The organism is Xanthomonas sp. F14 (assembly GCF_014199865.1).
This window is the reverse complement of record NZ_JACHOM010000006.1, coordinates 62,184-76,942: the sequence shown is the minus strand read 5'-3', so window position 1 is coordinate 76,942 and position 14,759 is coordinate 62,184. Positions and strand designations below refer to the sequence as shown.

At 65.5% G+C, this 14,759-nt stretch carries 10 protein-coding genes; 9 read left to right on the top strand and 1 reads right to left on the bottom strand.

The window, feature by feature from the left end; genetic code table 11:
• Window positions 1-156 precede the first annotated feature (156 nt).
• The 7 genes from GGR73_RS18705 (at window position 157) to GGR73_RS18675 (ending at window position 12,984) form a co-directional block, all read left to right on the top strand.
• Entirely contained in the window at window positions 157-2,367 is a 2,211-nt protein-coding gene (locus tag GGR73_RS18705) for an alpha-glucuronidase family glycosyl hydrolase (RefSeq protein WP_456363010.1), read from the top strand.
• A complete protein-coding gene (locus GGR73_RS18700) occupies window positions 2,364-4,328 on the top strand; it encodes a sialate O-acetylesterase (RefSeq protein WP_184458295.1) in 1,965 nt (654 codons plus the stop codon). The genes GGR73_RS18705 and GGR73_RS18700 overlap by 4 nt, the downstream gene beginning before the upstream one ends.
• An 11-nt stretch (window positions 4,329-4,339) precedes the next feature.
• Window positions 4,340-5,599 (top strand): D-mannonate dehydratase ManD, encoded by a 1,260-nt coding sequence (gene manD, locus GGR73_RS18695; RefSeq protein ID WP_184458293.1) that lies wholly within the window; start codon window positions 4,340-4,342, stop codon window positions 5,597-5,599.
• Complete coding sequence (locus GGR73_RS18690) at window positions 5,599-7,293, top strand: glycoside hydrolase family 43 protein (RefSeq protein ID WP_184458291.1); 1,695 nt, start codon at window positions 5,599-5,601, stop codon at window positions 7,291-7,293. Before manD ends, GGR73_RS18690 begins: the two co-directional genes overlap by 1 nt.
• A gap of 77 nt (window positions 7,294-7,370) precedes the next feature.
• Window positions 7,371-9,989, top strand: coding sequence for a glycoside hydrolase family 3 C-terminal domain-containing protein (locus tag GGR73_RS18685; RefSeq protein WP_456363014.1), 2,619 nt, complete (start codon window positions 7,371-7,373; stop codon window positions 9,987-9,989).
• A 229-nt stretch (window positions 9,990-10,218) separates the two neighbouring features.
• A complete protein-coding gene (locus GGR73_RS18680) occupies window positions 10,219-11,685 on the top strand; it encodes a mannitol dehydrogenase family protein (RefSeq protein WP_184458476.1) in 1,467 nt (488 codons plus the stop codon).
• Window positions 11,686-11,880: 195 nt separating this feature from the next.
• On the top strand, window positions 11,881-12,984 hold the full coding sequence (locus GGR73_RS18675) for a type I restriction endonuclease (RefSeq protein WP_104575852.1): 1,104 nt from the start codon (window positions 11,881-11,883) through the stop codon (window positions 12,982-12,984).
• Between the two features lie 91 nt (window positions 12,985-13,075).
• Here the strand turns inward: GGR73_RS18675 and GGR73_RS18670 are convergent, their stop codons facing one another.
• Window positions 13,076-13,462, bottom strand: a complete 387-nt coding sequence (locus GGR73_RS18670) for a bleomycin resistance protein (protein ID WP_184458289.1) — start codon at window positions 13,460-13,462, stop codon at window positions 13,076-13,078.
• A 473-nt stretch (window positions 13,463-13,935) separates the two neighbouring features.
• Between GGR73_RS18670 and GGR73_RS18665 the strand changes: the two genes are divergently transcribed.
• The gene (locus tag GGR73_RS18665) at window positions 13,936-14,226 is read left to right on the top strand and encodes a SymE family type I addiction module toxin (protein WP_456363009.1); all 291 of its coding nucleotides are present in this window, start codon (window positions 13,936-13,938) and stop codon (window positions 14,224-14,226) included.
• Window positions 14,227-14,521: 295 nt separating this feature from the next.
• Window positions 14,522-14,680, top strand: coding sequence for a DUF2256 domain-containing protein (locus tag GGR73_RS18660; RefSeq protein ID WP_172454289.1), 159 nt, complete (start codon window positions 14,522-14,524; stop codon window positions 14,678-14,680).
• Window positions 14,681-14,759 lie beyond the last annotated feature (79 nt).

Below are 14,759 nucleotides of genomic sequence, written 5' to 3'. Positions count from 1 at the left end.
GCCTCTTCAAGTGGGTGGCGAACCTGCACGATGCACACAACCCGCTGCAGTAACGCAAGCGCCGACTGCGTGCATGACGATGCGACGCATGGTACCGGGAAGCAGGCAGAGCGGCGATACACCGCGGCGTGCGGTGATGTCGCTGGAGCATGCCGCATGAGCGCGCGTGCAACGCGGCGCTGCGGCGCGTATTGCACTGCGTTGACGCAGCCGTGGTGGCTGGCGCTGACGTTGCTGTGCGGATTGATGCTGGCCAGTGCCGGCGCGCGGGCCGAGGATGGCTACGATTTATGGTTGCGCTACCACCCGCTGGCCAACGCGGCGCAGTTGCGTGGCAGCGCAAGTGAATTGATCGTCGCCGGCGACTCGCCGACGTTGCAGGCTGCACGTGAGGAATTGCAGCGTGGACTGTCGGGCCTGCTTGGTGCTGCGCCGCAGTCGTCCGCCAATGTCACGCGCGATGGGGCGATCTTGCTGGGCGCGGCCGCTGCGCCGCAGATCGCGGCATTGCAGCTGCAGACCACCGACCTGGGCCGCGAGGGCTATCTGATCCGCAGTGTCAGCGTGGACGGGCATCGCACGACCGCAATCGTCGGCGGCAGCGATGTCGGTGCGCTGTATGGGGCATTCCACTTCCTGCGCCTGCTGCAGACCGGCCAGTCGCTGGCCGCGCTGGACCTGCGTGAGTCGCCGCGGCTGCAACTGCGCATGCTCAACCACTGGGACAACCTGGACGGGGTGGTCGAGCGCGGCTATGCCGGCGCCTCGTTATGGAACTGGCAGACCCTGCCGGGTTACCTGGATCCGCGCTACACCGACTACGCGCGCGCCAATGCATCGCTGGGCATCAACGGCAGCGTGCTCAACAACGTCAACGCCAAGGCCTGGAGCCTCACCCCACAGTACCTGGACAAGGCGGCGGCACTGGCCAAGGCGTTTCGTCCCTACGGCATTCGCGTGTTTCTCAGCGCGCGCTTCAGCGCGCCGATCGAGATCGGCGGTTTGACGACCGCCGACCCGCTGGATCCGCAGGTGCGCCAGTGGTGGCGCGACACCGCCGAGCAGATCTACGCACGCATTCCGGACTTCGGCGGTTTCCTGGTCAAGGCCAATTCCGAAGGCCAGCCCGGCCCGCAGGACTACGGACGCAGCCATGCCGATGGCGCCAATCTGCTGGCCGACGCGCTGGCGCCGCACGGCGGGGTGGTGATGTGGCGCGCATTCGTCTATTCGCACGAGCAACCGGACGATCGCGCCAAGCAGGCGTACAGCGAGTTCCTGCCGCTGGATGGCCAGTTCCGCGACAACGTGATTGTGCAGGTCAAGAACGGCGCGATCGACTTCCAGCCGCGCGAGCCGTTCCATCCGCTGTTCGGTGCGATGCGCAAGACACCGTTGATGCCGGAGTTCCAGATCACCAAGGAGTATCTGGGCTTTTCCACCCATCTGGCCTATCTGGCCACGCTGTTTGCCGAAACCCTGCAGGCCGACACCTATGCACGCGGCAAGGGCTCGACGGTTGCCAGAACCGTGGATGGCACGCTCTTCAACGATGCCAAACGCACGCGGCTGACCGGTATTGCCGGGGTGGCCAACATCGGTGCGGACCGTAACTGGAGCGGCTCGATCTTCGATCAGGCCAACTGGTATGCGTACGGGCGGCTGGCGTGGAACCCGCAGTTGTCGCCGCAGGCGATCGCGCAGGAGTGGGCACGCATGACCTTCTCCAACGATGCTGACGTGGTGACGCCCGTGGTCGACATGATGCTGCGCTCGCGCGAGGCAGTGGTGGACTACATGACCCCGCTCGGCCTGCATCACCTGATGGGGCGCGGCCATCACTACGGCCCGGCACCCTGGGATGCGGGCAGCGAGCGCCCGGACTGGGACCCGGTCTACTACCACCGCGCCGACCGTAACGGGATTGGCTTTGACCGCAGTGCCAGCGGCAGCAATGCGGTGGCGCAATACGCCAGGCCGGTGGCACGCGTGTTCGGCGATGTGCAGCGCGTGCCGGAGCGCGACTTGCTCTGGTTCCACCATGTGCCCTGGGATCACCGCATGGCATCGGGGCGGCCGCTGTGGGACGAGCTGGTATGGCATTACGACCATGGCGTGGACGAGGTGCGTGCCATGCGCGCGACCTGGCAGGGCCTGGCCGGCAGGATCGATCCACCGCGTTACCGGCAGGTGGCCAGTTTCCTGGCGATCCAGCAGGACGAAGCGCAGTGGTGGCGCGATGCCAGCATCGCCTACTTCCAGCGCGTGTCCGGGCGGCCGTTGCCGGCCGGCACGGCGCCGCCGGCGCATCCGTTGGCGTATTACCAGGCACTGCAGTTTCCGTATGCACCGGGGAATCCGAAATGAGCGCGCGCCTCTCGACGGTCATCATGGCAACGCTCTGTGCAGCACTGCTGCCGCGCCTGGCGCAGGCGGCCGATGCGCCGCTGCTGCATGCGCTGTTTCAGGAGCATGTGGTGTTGCAGCGCGATGCGCCGATCCGGGTGTGGGGCGACGCACCCCCTGGCGCGCGCGTGAGCGTGCAACTGGATGCGCAGCAGGTGCAGGCACGCGCAGATCGGCAAGGCCACTGGGAGGCACGCCTGCCCGCGCACGCCGCGGGTGGCCCGTACACCTTGAGCGCACGCACCAGCACCGGCGTGACGCAACAGGTCAACGACGTGCTGATCGGCGATGTGTGGCTGTGCTCGGGCCAATCCAACATGGAATTGCAGGTGCATCGCACCCTGGATTCACGCAGCGAGATTGCCGATGCCGACAACCCGCGCATCCGCATGTTCAAGGTGCCGGCGCAGTCCAGCCCGACGCCGCAGCGCCGCTTCGGTGGCGCTGCGGCATGGCAGCGCACCACGCCGGAGACGGTGAAGGAGTTTTCTGCGGCCTGCTATTACTTCGCGCGTGAATTGCAGAAGACCGTCGATGTGCCGATGGGCCTGATCAACGCCTCCTGGGGCGGCTCGCAACTGCAGGCCTGGATCGGCGAGAAGGCACTGCGCGCTGCCGGCGACGATGGCCCGGCGCTGGATGTGCTGGCGCGTTACGCACGCGACCCGGTGGATGCCGCACCGCATTGGGGCGCGCTGTGGGAGGCCTGGTGGCATGCGCACGGCGAAGGCGAGCCCTGGCAGGCGGATGCGCCCGGCGCCTGGCAAACCGCACCGGCGGCATTGGGCGCGTGGGACGACTGGGGCGTGCCGCAGTTGGTCGGCTTCAACGGCATGGTCTGGTACCGCACCAGCGTGGAGCTGACGCCGGCGCAGGCCGCGCAGGACGCCAGCTTGCTGCTCGGGCCGGTGGACGAGCTGGACCAGACCTGGGTCAACGGGCACAGCGTGGGCAGCAGTTACGGCGCCGACCAGCCGCGTCGCTACAGCGTACCGCGCGGGCGCCTGCATGCCGGGCGCAACAGCATCGTGCTCAATGTGCTCAACACCTATCGGCGCGGTGGGCTGCTGGGCGATGCGCAATCGCGTGCGCTGCAGTTCGCCGATGGCAGCACGCTGCCGCTGGATGCGCCCTGGCAGTACCGCATCGTGCCGCCGCAACTGGGCTCGCCACCGCGCGCGCCGTGGTCGTCGGCGGCCGGGCTGACCACCTTGTACAACGGCATGATCGCCCCGCTCGGCCAGCTCGGCCTGCGTGGGGTGCTGTGGTACCAGGGCGAATCCAATGCCGGTGATGCGGTGCATTACCCGGCCTTGCTCGCTGCATGGCAACGCGATTGGCGGCAGCGCTTCGGTGCGCAGTTGCCACTGCTGATCGTGCAGCTGGCCAACTATGGCGCGCCGCCCACCCAGCCGGTCGACAGCGGCTGGGCGCAGCTGCGCGAGGCGCAACGCCGCTTCGTCGCCAACGATGCACATGCGGGCCTGGCGGTGACGATCGACATCGGCGACCGCTACGACATCCATCCGGCCAACAAGCAGGAACTGGGCCGGCGCCTGGCGCGTGTGGCGCGGCAGGTGGTGTACGGCGAGGCGCTTGCGCCCTCCGGCCCGGTGCCGCGCAGCGCGCAACGCGAGGGCGACAGCGTGCGCATCGCCTTCGACGAGGTGGACACCGCCTTGCTCAGCTATGGCGCCGATGCGCCGATCGGCTTCGAGCTGTGCGGCGCCGCGTCCAACAGCTGCCGCTATGCCGTTGCCAGCTTGCACGACCACGCTATCAGCCTGCGCGTTCCCACCGGCCTGGCCGTCACGCGCGTGCGCTACTGCTGGGCCGACAGCCCGGTATGCACCTTGTACGACCGCAGCGGCCTGCCGGCCGGCCCGTTCGAACTCCCCCTCACTGCCGCCACTTCTCCCTGAGCGAGACCACGATGTCACAGACTCCCGACTCCCCTGCTCCGCTGCAAGGCTCGGCCCGCGATCGCGAGATCGTCGAGGCGCGCGTCATCGTCACCTGCCCGGGCCGCAACTTCGTCACCCTGAAGATCCGCACCCGCTCGGGCATCACCGGGCTGGGCGATGCGACGCTCAACGGCCGCGAACTGGCGGTGGCGGCGTACCTGCAGGAACACCTGGTGCCGAACCTGATCGGCCGCGATGCCGGCCGTATCGAAGACATCTGGCAATTCTTCTACCGCGGTGCGTACTGGCGGCGCGGCCCGGTGACGATGAGCGCCATCGCTGCGGTGGACGTGGCCTTGTGGGACATCCTGGGCAAGATGGCCGGCCTGCCGTTGTATCAGCTGCTGGGCGGGCGCTCGCGCGAGGGCGCGCTGGTCTACGGCCATGCCAATGGCCGCGATATCGCCGAAACCAGCGATGAGGTGGGCCGCTTCCGCGAGCTGGGCTTCATCGCCATCCGCGCGCAGTGCGGCGTGCCCGGCATCAAGAAGACCTACGGCATTTCCAGCGGCGGCAAACCGTATGAGCCGGCCGAGAGCGAACTGCCGACCGAAACGCTGTGGTCCACGCCGCGCTATCTCGGCGTGGTGCCAAAATTGTTCGAGCAATTGCGCAGCGATCATGGCGACGAGATCGAACTGCTGCATGATGCCCACCACCGGCTCACCCCGATCGAGGCCGCGCGCCTGGGCCGCGACCTAGAACCGTACCGGCTGTTCTGGCTGGAAGACGCCACCCCTGCAGAAAACCAGCGCGCGTTCGAAGTGATCCGCCAGCACACGGTCACCCCCTTGGCGGTGGGCGAGGTGTTCAATTCGTTGTGGGATTGCAAGCACCTGATCGAGCAGCAACTGATCGACTACATCCGCACCACGATTGTCCACGCCGGCGGCATCACCCATGTGCGCCGGCTGGCCGATTTTGCCGCGCTGCATCAGGTGCGCACCGGCTTCCACGGCGCCACCGATCTGTCGCCGGTGTGCATGGGCGCGGCATTGCACTTCGACACCTGGGTGCCCAACTTCGGCATCCAGGAATACATGTTCCATTCCGACGAGGCCAACGCGGTATTTCCGCACGATTACGTGTTCCGCGAGGGTCGCCTGCATTGCGGCGAAACGCCCGGGCATGGCGTGGACATCGACGAGGCCCTGGCCGCGAAGTATCCCTACGTGCCCAAGCAGTTGCCGATCGCGCGACTGGAAGACGGTGCGATGTGGGACTGGTAATGCGCTGGCTGCCGGCCGCGCTTGCGGCACTGCTGCTTGCGGTGGCCGCGCCTGCGCGCGTGCAGGCGCAAGCACACGCCGATGTCGCCTTCGACTGGTTCGAGTATCGCGGCGACGATGCGGTGTTCGCCACGCCATTGCCACCCGGCTACTACCGCAACCCGGTGCTGGCCGGGTTCTACCCGGACCCCAGCGTGACACGCGTGAGCGAGCGCTATTACCTGGTCAATTCCACGTTCGCGTATTTCCCGGCGATCCCGGTGTTCGAAAGTACCGACCTGGTGCACTGGACGCAGGTCGGCAATGTGGTCGAACGCCGCGAACAGCTCGACTACGACGGGCTGGGCGTGTCGCGCGGCATGTTCGCTGCCAGCATCCGTCATCATGCCGGGCGTTTCTATGTCGTAGGCACCTCGGTCGACAGCGGTGGCAACTTCATCGCCAGCGCCAGCAATCCCGCCGGCCCATGGTCGGCATTGACGTGGTTGCCGGGCATCGACGGCATCGACCCGTCGTTGTTCTTCGATACCGACGGCAGCGCCTACCTGCTCAACAACGGCCCGCCGGAAGGCACGCCGTTGTACGAAGGCCATCGCGCGATCTGGATGCAGCGCTTCGACCTCGCCAACAATCAACCGGTCGGCCCGCGCAAGGTGTTGCTCAACGGTGGGGTGGATCTGGCCAGCAAGCCGATCTGGATCGAAGGCCCGCATCTGTATCAACGCGACGGTTGGTATTACCTCTCGTGTGCCGAAGGCGGCACCGGGCCGCAGCATTCGCAGGTGGTGCTGCGCAGCCGCACTGTGTGGGGGCCGTTTGAGCCCTCGCCGCACAATCCGATCCTGACCCAACGCGACCTGCCGGCCGGGCGCGCGCATCCGATCAGCAATGCCGGGCATGTGGATCTGGTGGACACACCGGACGGGCAATGGTGGGCGGTGTTCCTGGCCAGCCGCCCGTATGCGGGCGAACGCTACAACACCGGGCGCGAAACCTTCCTGCTGCCGGTGCACTGGCGCGATGGCTGGCCGTCGATCCTGCCGGCCGGCGAGCCGATTCCGTCTGTCGCACAGAGCCCGCGCGGCGCCAAGACCCCGGCAGATCAAGCCCCGTTGTCGGGCAACTTCACCTGGCGAGACGACTTCGCCGGCACATCGCTGCAGCGCGAATGGCTTTCCTTGCGTGTGCCCAAAGCTGAGGTGGCCGACCTGCGCACACGCGCCGGTTGGCTGACCCTCCATGCCAGTGCGCAAGGGTTGGATAGCACCGCCACACCCGCCTTCCTCGCGCGGCGCCAGCAACACACGCGCTTTGCCGCAAGTACCGCGTTGGCGGTGCCCACGCAGGCCGGCGTCAGCGCCGGGCTTGCGGTCTTGCAGAATTCCAATGCGTGGTATGCGTTGGGCGTGCGACGCAACGGCGATGCGCTGGACGTCTTTCTCGACAAGCGCGAGGGCGCAAGAACCACCACGCTCGCACGCACCCGCGTCCCCGCAACGGCGCAGCTGCGCCTGCAAATCAGCGGCGATGGCGGTACGTATAGCTTTGCCTTCGATGCCGATGGGCGCGGCTGGCAATCGCTACACCGCAACGATGCTGCGGGCATGCTTAGCACCGCACAGGCCGGCGGCTTCGTCGGCAGCATGATCGGGCCGTTTGCCCAGCTGGAACCGCACCGCACCCAGGAGGACTGACCATGCATTCGCACCCCGCCCACCGCGCCACCACCCCGCGTCGCCCATTTGCGCGCGTATTATTGCTGGCGATGGCGATGGCGCTGGCCGCCACCGGCACGCAGGCCGCAACGCCGCCGCCGTATCTGGACACCCAACGCCCGTTCGACGCACGTGCGGCCGACCTGGTGTCGCGCATGACGCTGGAAGAAAAGGCCGCGCAGATGCAGAACGCCGCCCCGGCCATCCCGCGCCTGCAGGTGCCCGAATACGATTGGTGGAACGAAGCGCTGCACGGCGTGGCGCGTGCCGGCGGCGCCACCGTGTTTCCGCAGGCGATCGGCCTGGCTGCCACGTTCGATACCCCGTTGATGGCCGAGGTGGCCACCGCCATCAGCGACGAAGCGCGCGCCAAGCACCACGCCTTCCTGGCGCGCGGCGAGCACAAGCGCTACCAGGGACTCACCTTCTGGTCGCCCAACATCAACATCTTCCGCGACCCACGCTGGGGCCGCGGGCAGGAAACCTATGGCGAAGACCCGTTCCTGACCGCGCGCATGGGCGTGACCTTCGTGCAGGGCCTGCAGGCGCAGCAAGGGCCGTACCGCAAGCTCGATGCCACCGCCAAGCACTTCGCCGTGCACAGTGGCCCGGAGGCCGACCGTCATCACTTCGACGTGCATCCCAGCGAGCGCGATCTCCATGAAACCTATCTGCCTGCGTTCCAGGCCCTGGTGCAGGAAGGCAAGGTCGCCGCAGTGATGGGCGCCTACAACCGCGTCAATGGCGAATCCGCCTCGGCCAGCACGCGGCTGGAAGGCCTCCTGCGCCGCGACTGGGGCTTCGATGGTTACATCGTCAGCGACTGCGCCGCCATCCGCGATATCTGGCAGAACCACAAGATCGTGCCCACGCCCGAGGCCGCCGCCGCGCTCGGCGTCAAGCACGGCACCGACCTGGATTGCGGCGACACCTATGCCGCGTTGCCGGCGGCGGTGCGTGCCGGCCTGATCGACGAGGCCAGCATCGACACCGCGCTCAAGCGGCTGATGACCTCGCGCATGCGGCTGGGCATGTTCGACCCGCCGGCCAAGGTGCCGTGGGCGCAGATTCCTGCATCAGCCAATCAATCGCCAGAGCACGATGCACTGGCCCGCCGCACCGCGCGCGAATCGCTGGTGCTGCTGAAGAACGACGGCCTGCTGCCGCTCAAACCCACGCTCAAGCGCATCGCCGTGATCGGCCCCACCGCCGACGACCCGATGTCGCTGCTGGGCAATTACTACGGCACGCCGGCCGCGCCGGTCACCATCCTGCAAGGCATCCGCGACGCCGCACCGCAGGCGCAGGTGGTCTACGCGCGCGGCAGCGATCTGGTGGAAGGGCGCGAAGACCCCAATGCCGCGGCACCGATCGACACCCGCTATCTGCGCCCGGCGCCGGATGCCAAGCAGAACGGCCTCACCGGTGAATACTTCCGTGGACGTGCGTTGGTCGGCCAGCCGGTGCTGACCCGCGTCGACCCGCGTATCGCCTTCCGCTGGGACCGCAATGCGCCCACCGACGATGCCATCGGCCGCGGTGAACTGCAGGCCGACCGTGCGCTGGCCAAGGACGACTTCAGCGTGCGCTGGCATGGCCAGCTGCTGCCGCCGGTGTCGGGCACCTACGAGCTGCAGATTGCCGCCGACGATGGCGTGCGCCTATTTCTGGACGGCAAGCTGCTCATCGATCAATGGAGCGAGGCCCCGCGCATGCGCGGCGGAAATGCCAGCGTCGCGCTGGAAGCGGGCAAGGCCTACGACCTGCGCGTGGAATACTTCGAGGCCACACGCGATGCCGGCGTGCGTCTGGCCTGGCGCATGCCCGGCGCCAAGCCGCCGCTGCAGGAAGCGGTGGACGCCGCACGCAACGCCGAGGTGGTGGTGTTCGTCGGTGGCCTCACCGGCGATGTCGAAGGCGAGGAGATGGACGTCAACTATCCCGGCTTTGCCGGCGGCGACCGCACCGACACCCGCCTGCCCAAACCGCAGCGCGAATTGCTGCAGGCACTGCAGGCCACCGGCACGCCGGTGGTTGCGGTGCTGACCACCGGCTCGGCGCTGGCGATCGACTGGGCGCAGCACCACGTGCCCGCCATCCTACTGGCCTGGTACCCCGGCCAACGCGGCGGCAGCGCGGTCGGCGATGTGCTGTTCGGCCAGGCCAGTCCCGGTGGCCGCCTGCCGATCACCTTCTACAAGGAAGACGAACGCCTGCCCGCCTTCGACGATTACGCCATGCGCGGCCGCACCTATCGCTACTTTGCCGGCAAGCCGCTGTACCCGTTCGGCCATGGTCTGTCGTACACGCAGTTTGCGTATTCGGATCTACGCCTTGATCGCACCACCGTTGCCGCCGATGGCACGCTCACGGCCACGGTCACGCTGAAGAACACCGGCCAACGCGCAGGCGATGAAGTGGTGCAGCTGTATCTGCATCCGCTCAAGCCGCAACGCGAACGTGCCATCAAGGAACTGCGCGGCTTCCAGCGCATCACCCTGCAACCCGGCGAGCAGCGGCAGCTGCGCTTCACCCTCAAGGCGCAAGACGCCCTGCGCATCTACGACGAGCAGCGCAAGGCCTACGCAGTGGATCCAGGCGACTACGAAGTACAGATCGGCGCTTCCAGCGCAGACATCCGCAGCACACAACGCTTTACCGTCACCGGCAAGTAGCAGCCGTTGACACCCTCGCCATGCGGATGTGGGCGAAGAACCCACTCAGCCGCGATTGCCCTAAGCCCCTCTCCCGCCGGGGCGAAGAGGCACCGCTTGCGCGCCACTGGCGCGCGTGCCTTGGAGCGCCCGCGTCGCAAGACGTGGGCCGGGGCGCGGAGCGGGGGTTGGGGTGAGGGTACGGCCACGGGCGAACTTGCAGCACCCCCACGATTCCAAACAAAAACCCATGCCAATTCCAACGCTCTCCATCGCAACACTCACGCACCTACCACCCACCGTCCTCACTCCCAGCTACGACCCCAAACAGACCACCATCGGCATCGTCCATCTAGGCGCAGGCGCCTTCCACCGCGCCCACCAGGCCGTCTACATCGACGACCTGCTCGCACATGACCCCACCTGGGCCATCTGCGCCGTCTCGCTACACAGCCCAAGGGTGCGCGACGCCCTGCGTCCACAAGACGGCCTCTACACCCTCGCCCTGCTCGACGAACACCCGCAGCTGCGCATCATCGGCGCCATCCGCGAGGTGCTGTGCGCAGCCGACGAGCAAACAGCGGTGCTCGCGCGTCTGTCAGACCCCGCCGTGCGCCTGGTCACTCTCACGATCACCGAAAAGGGATATTGCCTCGCAGGCGACACCCTCGACCTCGCCCATCCCGACATTGCGCACGACATCGCCAACCCCGGCACACCGCGCAGCGCCATCGGCTATCTCGTCGCCGGCCTGCAACAACGCAGGCAGCAGGGCAGCGCACCGTTCACCGTGCTCAGCTGCGACAACCTGCCCGACAACGGCAGCCTGCTGCGTAGCGCGGTGTTGCGGCTCGCCCAGCAACACGATCCAGCGCTTGCGGCATGGATCGACCGGCAGGTCAGCTTTCCGCGCTCGATGGTCGACAGCATCACCCCCGCCACCGACGACGCACTGCGCACCAACGTACAAGCGCAAACCGGTCTGCACGACGCCTGGCCGATCCAGCGCGAGCGCTACAGCCAGTGGGTGATCGAAGATCGCTTCTGCAATGGACGCCCCGCCTTCGAGCGCGCAGGCGTCACCCTCAGCGACGACATCGCCGGCTATGCACGCGCCAAACTGCGCCTGCTCAACGGCCCGCACTCCACACTCGCCTATCTCGGCAGCCTGCTCGATCTGGAAACCGTCGCCGACGCCATGCGCCACTCGCAACTGGCCACCTTTGTCGAAGCCCTGATGCGCGAGGACATCGCCCCCACCCTGCAACCGATGCAAGGCTTCGACCCGCAGCACTACTGCGGCGCCATCCTCGCCCGCTTTCGCAACCCCGCCATCCGCCACCTGCTCGCCCAGATCGCCTGGGACGGCTCGCAGAAGATTCCGGTGCGCCTGCTCAGCGCGATCAGTGATGCATTGGACGCCGGGCAACGGATCGACCGGCTCTGCATTCCGGTAGCGGCGTGGCTGCAGTTCGTGCGCAGGCAGGCGGCCAACGGCGTGGCCCTGGTCGATCCGCTGGGCGAAGTCCTCAGCGACATCGCCCATTCGACCACCGGCGATGCCAGCCATGACATCGCGGCATTCCTCACCGTGGATGCGGTGTTCGCTGCGCTCTCTGGCGATGCGCGTTTTGTGGAGGCCTTAGAGCGTTCATACGCAGCGCTGCATCCCGGAGGTCCGGCAAATGCGCAAAATGCCCTATCGACACAGGGCTGAATTTCCTCATATCAGCAGTCAATCGGGCTCAGGCAATAGCATTTTTTTATTCCCAAAATGGTTATACACACGGCATTGCTGCTTCAATTCGATAAAGCGAGCTGATCCATAAGCCAGACAAAATTCGGTGTAACTGCATCACCAGTCGCCTTTGCTGTGGTAGAAATTGCCAAATCGGGGAAAGGAGCAACGGGGATGGATTTCATTGATCAACTGCGCGTGCTTGCAACGCGCATCAGTACGACGCGCGCATTGATTCAAACAGAAGAAGCCACCAAGAATGCGATGGTGATGCCGTTGATCCAGATCCTTGGATACAACGTCTTCGACCCGCTCGAAGTCACACCAGAAATTGTGGCAGATGTAGGAACCAAGAAAGGCGAGAAGGTCGACTACGCAATACTTCGCGACGGCAAACCGATCATCCTTTTCGAGTGCAAGAAGGCAGGCGCTGAACTTAACATCAACCATGCCGGTCAACTCTTTCGCTACTTCCACGTTACTGCTGCGCGCTTTGGGGTTCTCACAAACGGCTTGGTCTACCGGTTCTTCACCGATCTTGAGCAGCCGAACAAGATGGATGAGAAGCCGTTCTTCGAGTTCAACATCCTCGACTTCAAGGACCGCGACGTCGAGGAATTAAAGAAATTCGCTAAGGCTGCGTTCGATCTGGATACGATCCTGACGACTGCCAACGAGCTGAAGTACACGCGCGCGATCCAAACCAAACTGACGGAGTGGATGCACCAACCGACCGAAGAGTTCGTCAAACTGGTTTCAGCCGACCTCGTCGGAACTCGGCGCTTTACGCCGGCGATCCGCGATCAGTTCACATCAATCACGCGGCGCGCATTCGATCAGCTGGTTAGCGAGCGGATCAATGAACGGCTTAAAGGCGCCATGGCACCTGAAGCAATCTCAATCAGCGATCACCCTGCGCCTGTCATGACGGAGCAACCTGCCGCGACGACGCAGCCATTGCTAGCCGACCCTCTGATTGTCACCACTGCGGAGGAGATTGAAGCGTTCCATATTGTTCGGGCCATCGTGCGCGAGGTGATTCCTGGCAAGCGCGTTTTCATGCGGGATGCCCAGAGCTACTGCGCCGTGCTGCTCGATGACAACAACAGAAAACCGATCTGCAGGCTTCGCTTCAACAATCTTCAAAGACTTCGACTTGGCATCTTCAATCAGGATAAAGAAGAAGAGCAACTCGACCTCGGCTCGATCGACGACATCTACAACTTTGCGGACAGGATCAAGGCCACCGTCGCATCCTACCTGCCTCAGGAAGCTTGATCATAGGTTAGTGGAGCCTGGTTGATGCATCCAATCAACCGGCTCCAGTCCTTCCTACCCGAGATAATCAGGTTCCCGTTGGACGGAAGGCTCAGCTTTCAATCACCTGCCCAGTCCTGATCAGATTGCCGTTCTCATCGACAAGCGCAAATTCCCGCATGCCCCAGGGCTTGTCGCTGACAGCATCGAGCCTGGGGATGCCGTGCGCCGGAAGCTGCGCGGCACGCATGGCGGCGTAGACCGCATCGACATCGCCAACCCGGATATAGCAGCCCGCATAGCAGGCCGCAGGATCCAGGTCCGGGTGTGCGAAGAAATGCAGCTCCACCTCGCCACGCGTCAGGATCGCGTAGCCCGCATCGTGCGGGTGCGCGTCGCCGACAAAGCCCAGCCGTCGATAGAAGGCGACCGTGTGTTCGATCGAGCGACCGGGGAGCAGTGGAATCGCACGGTCTGGTGTTTCGGCAGTGGAAGTCATCGCTTTCTCGTAGTGGGATAACGAAGCCGTCTTTGAGCACAACGATACGCCAGATACGAGGGATCGGTTGGGAGCCGTGCCGTGCTGTCTTGACTCGCTGCATTGGCGAGTAGCAAGATCGCTCTGCTGCGGCACATTCCGCAGCCGGGTTTAGCAGCCCGTAATCACAAGGCGCATCAGCGCCCATTGCACGATGTCGGCGCTTTTCTTTTGCCCGACTTATCGCATGGGCAGGCGTGCTCGCTTTACGGCGGGCGGTGCGCGGAGACCGCAAGGTCTGCCGGTTCCTTGTGACCGGTCTGCTAACCGCGCATCGTCCGCCACCCTCGTTTAGCAGCGAGATGGCGGACTTCCTATCGCACAAGGAGTTCGATATGACCCGTCCAAAAGCAACCGCCCGTGCACTCGCTGCATCGCCTTCCAGGCGATCTGTTGTGACACGCGCCAGAGCCAAGCACCGCCCGGCCGCCAGCATGACCGACGCTGAGCCAGCGGTGGATCCATCGCTGGCGCCTACCCCGCCCTTGCGCAAGCCCGGCTTCCGCATTCCCGAGCAGGTCACCATGAGCTACCAACACTACGACGTGCGGCGTGCCGAGGATGTCATCGGTTGCGCGGTGCCCAAGCTGCGGCTGTCCGGGCGCTGGCTGGAACACTGCGGTTTCGCAGTGGGTGATGCGTTGCGGGTAACAGTGGGACGCGGCGTGCTGTTGATCAGCCGCGTGGCGCCTGCGGTGCCTGCGGTGAGATCGCGCCGCAGGTGACACGCCTGGGGCAAGCGCCCTTGCCCGGCGCTTTGCGGTTCCTTCTCCCGTGCACGGGAGAAGGGACGCATCCTGCTCTTGTCTGGATTGCAGAAGGGAGGCCGGCTGTTCCTGTTTGCGCGTGAGAGAACAGGTGTCTGTTGCGGTGCGGAGCAGCAAAGCAAGGCTGCGTAGCGCAGGGGCTGTCAGCGGCAGAGAGCTTCGTGCCTGCAATGGCATCTGCACCGCATCGCTCGACATGCCATGCTTGGCCTCACCTACGCCCCGCCCACGTTCGGACAGGTTCAAGCGCCACATGGCCATGCGCAAGAAACACGAGTTGCCGGAAAAGCCCTGCATGCAATGCGGGCGACCGTTTCGTTGGCGCAAGAAGTGGGAGCGCGTGTGGGACGAAGTGAAGTACTGCTCCGACCGTTGCCGTGGCGAGAGCAAGCGGACGCGTCCGACTCCGTGACCTACGCGGTGTGTTGATCGCCGATCGACAACACGCGCAACCCCATCGCCAAACCAGCGCACACCGACGCATACGCGTA

Coding starts and splice junctions, on each gene's coding strand:
- manD (WP_184458293.1), top strand. CDS start 4,340: ATGTCACAGACTCCCGACTCCCCTGCTCCGCTGCAAGGCTCGGCCCGC.
- GGR73_RS18690 (WP_184458291.1), top strand. CDS start 5,599: ATGCGCTGGCTGCCGGCCGCGCTTGCGGCACTGCTGCTTGCGGTGGCC.
- GGR73_RS18675 (WP_104575852.1), top strand. CDS start 11,881: ATGGATTTCATTGATCAACTGCGCGTGCTTGCAACGCGCATCAGTACG.
- GGR73_RS18700 (WP_184458295.1), top strand. CDS start 2,364: ATGAGCGCGCGCCTCTCGACGGTCATCATGGCAACGCTCTGTGCAGCA.
- GGR73_RS18670 (WP_184458289.1), bottom strand. CDS start 13,462: ATGACTTCCACTGCCGAAACACCAGACCGTGCGATTCCACTGCTCCCC.
- GGR73_RS18665 (WP_456363009.1), top strand. CDS start 13,936: ATGACCGACGCTGAGCCAGCGGTGGATCCATCGCTGGCGCCTACCCCG.
- GGR73_RS18685 (WP_456363014.1), top strand. CDS start 7,371: ATGGCGCTGGCCGCCACCGGCACGCAGGCCGCAACGCCGCCGCCGTAT.
- GGR73_RS18680 (WP_184458476.1), top strand. CDS start 10,219: ATGCCAATTCCAACGCTCTCCATCGCAACACTCACGCACCTACCACCC.
- GGR73_RS18660 (WP_172454289.1), top strand. CDS start 14,522: ATGGCCATGCGCAAGAAACACGAGTTGCCGGAAAAGCCCTGCATGCAA.
- GGR73_RS18705 (WP_456363010.1), top strand. CDS start 157: ATGAGCGCGCGTGCAACGCGGCGCTGCGGCGCGTATTGCACTGCGTTG.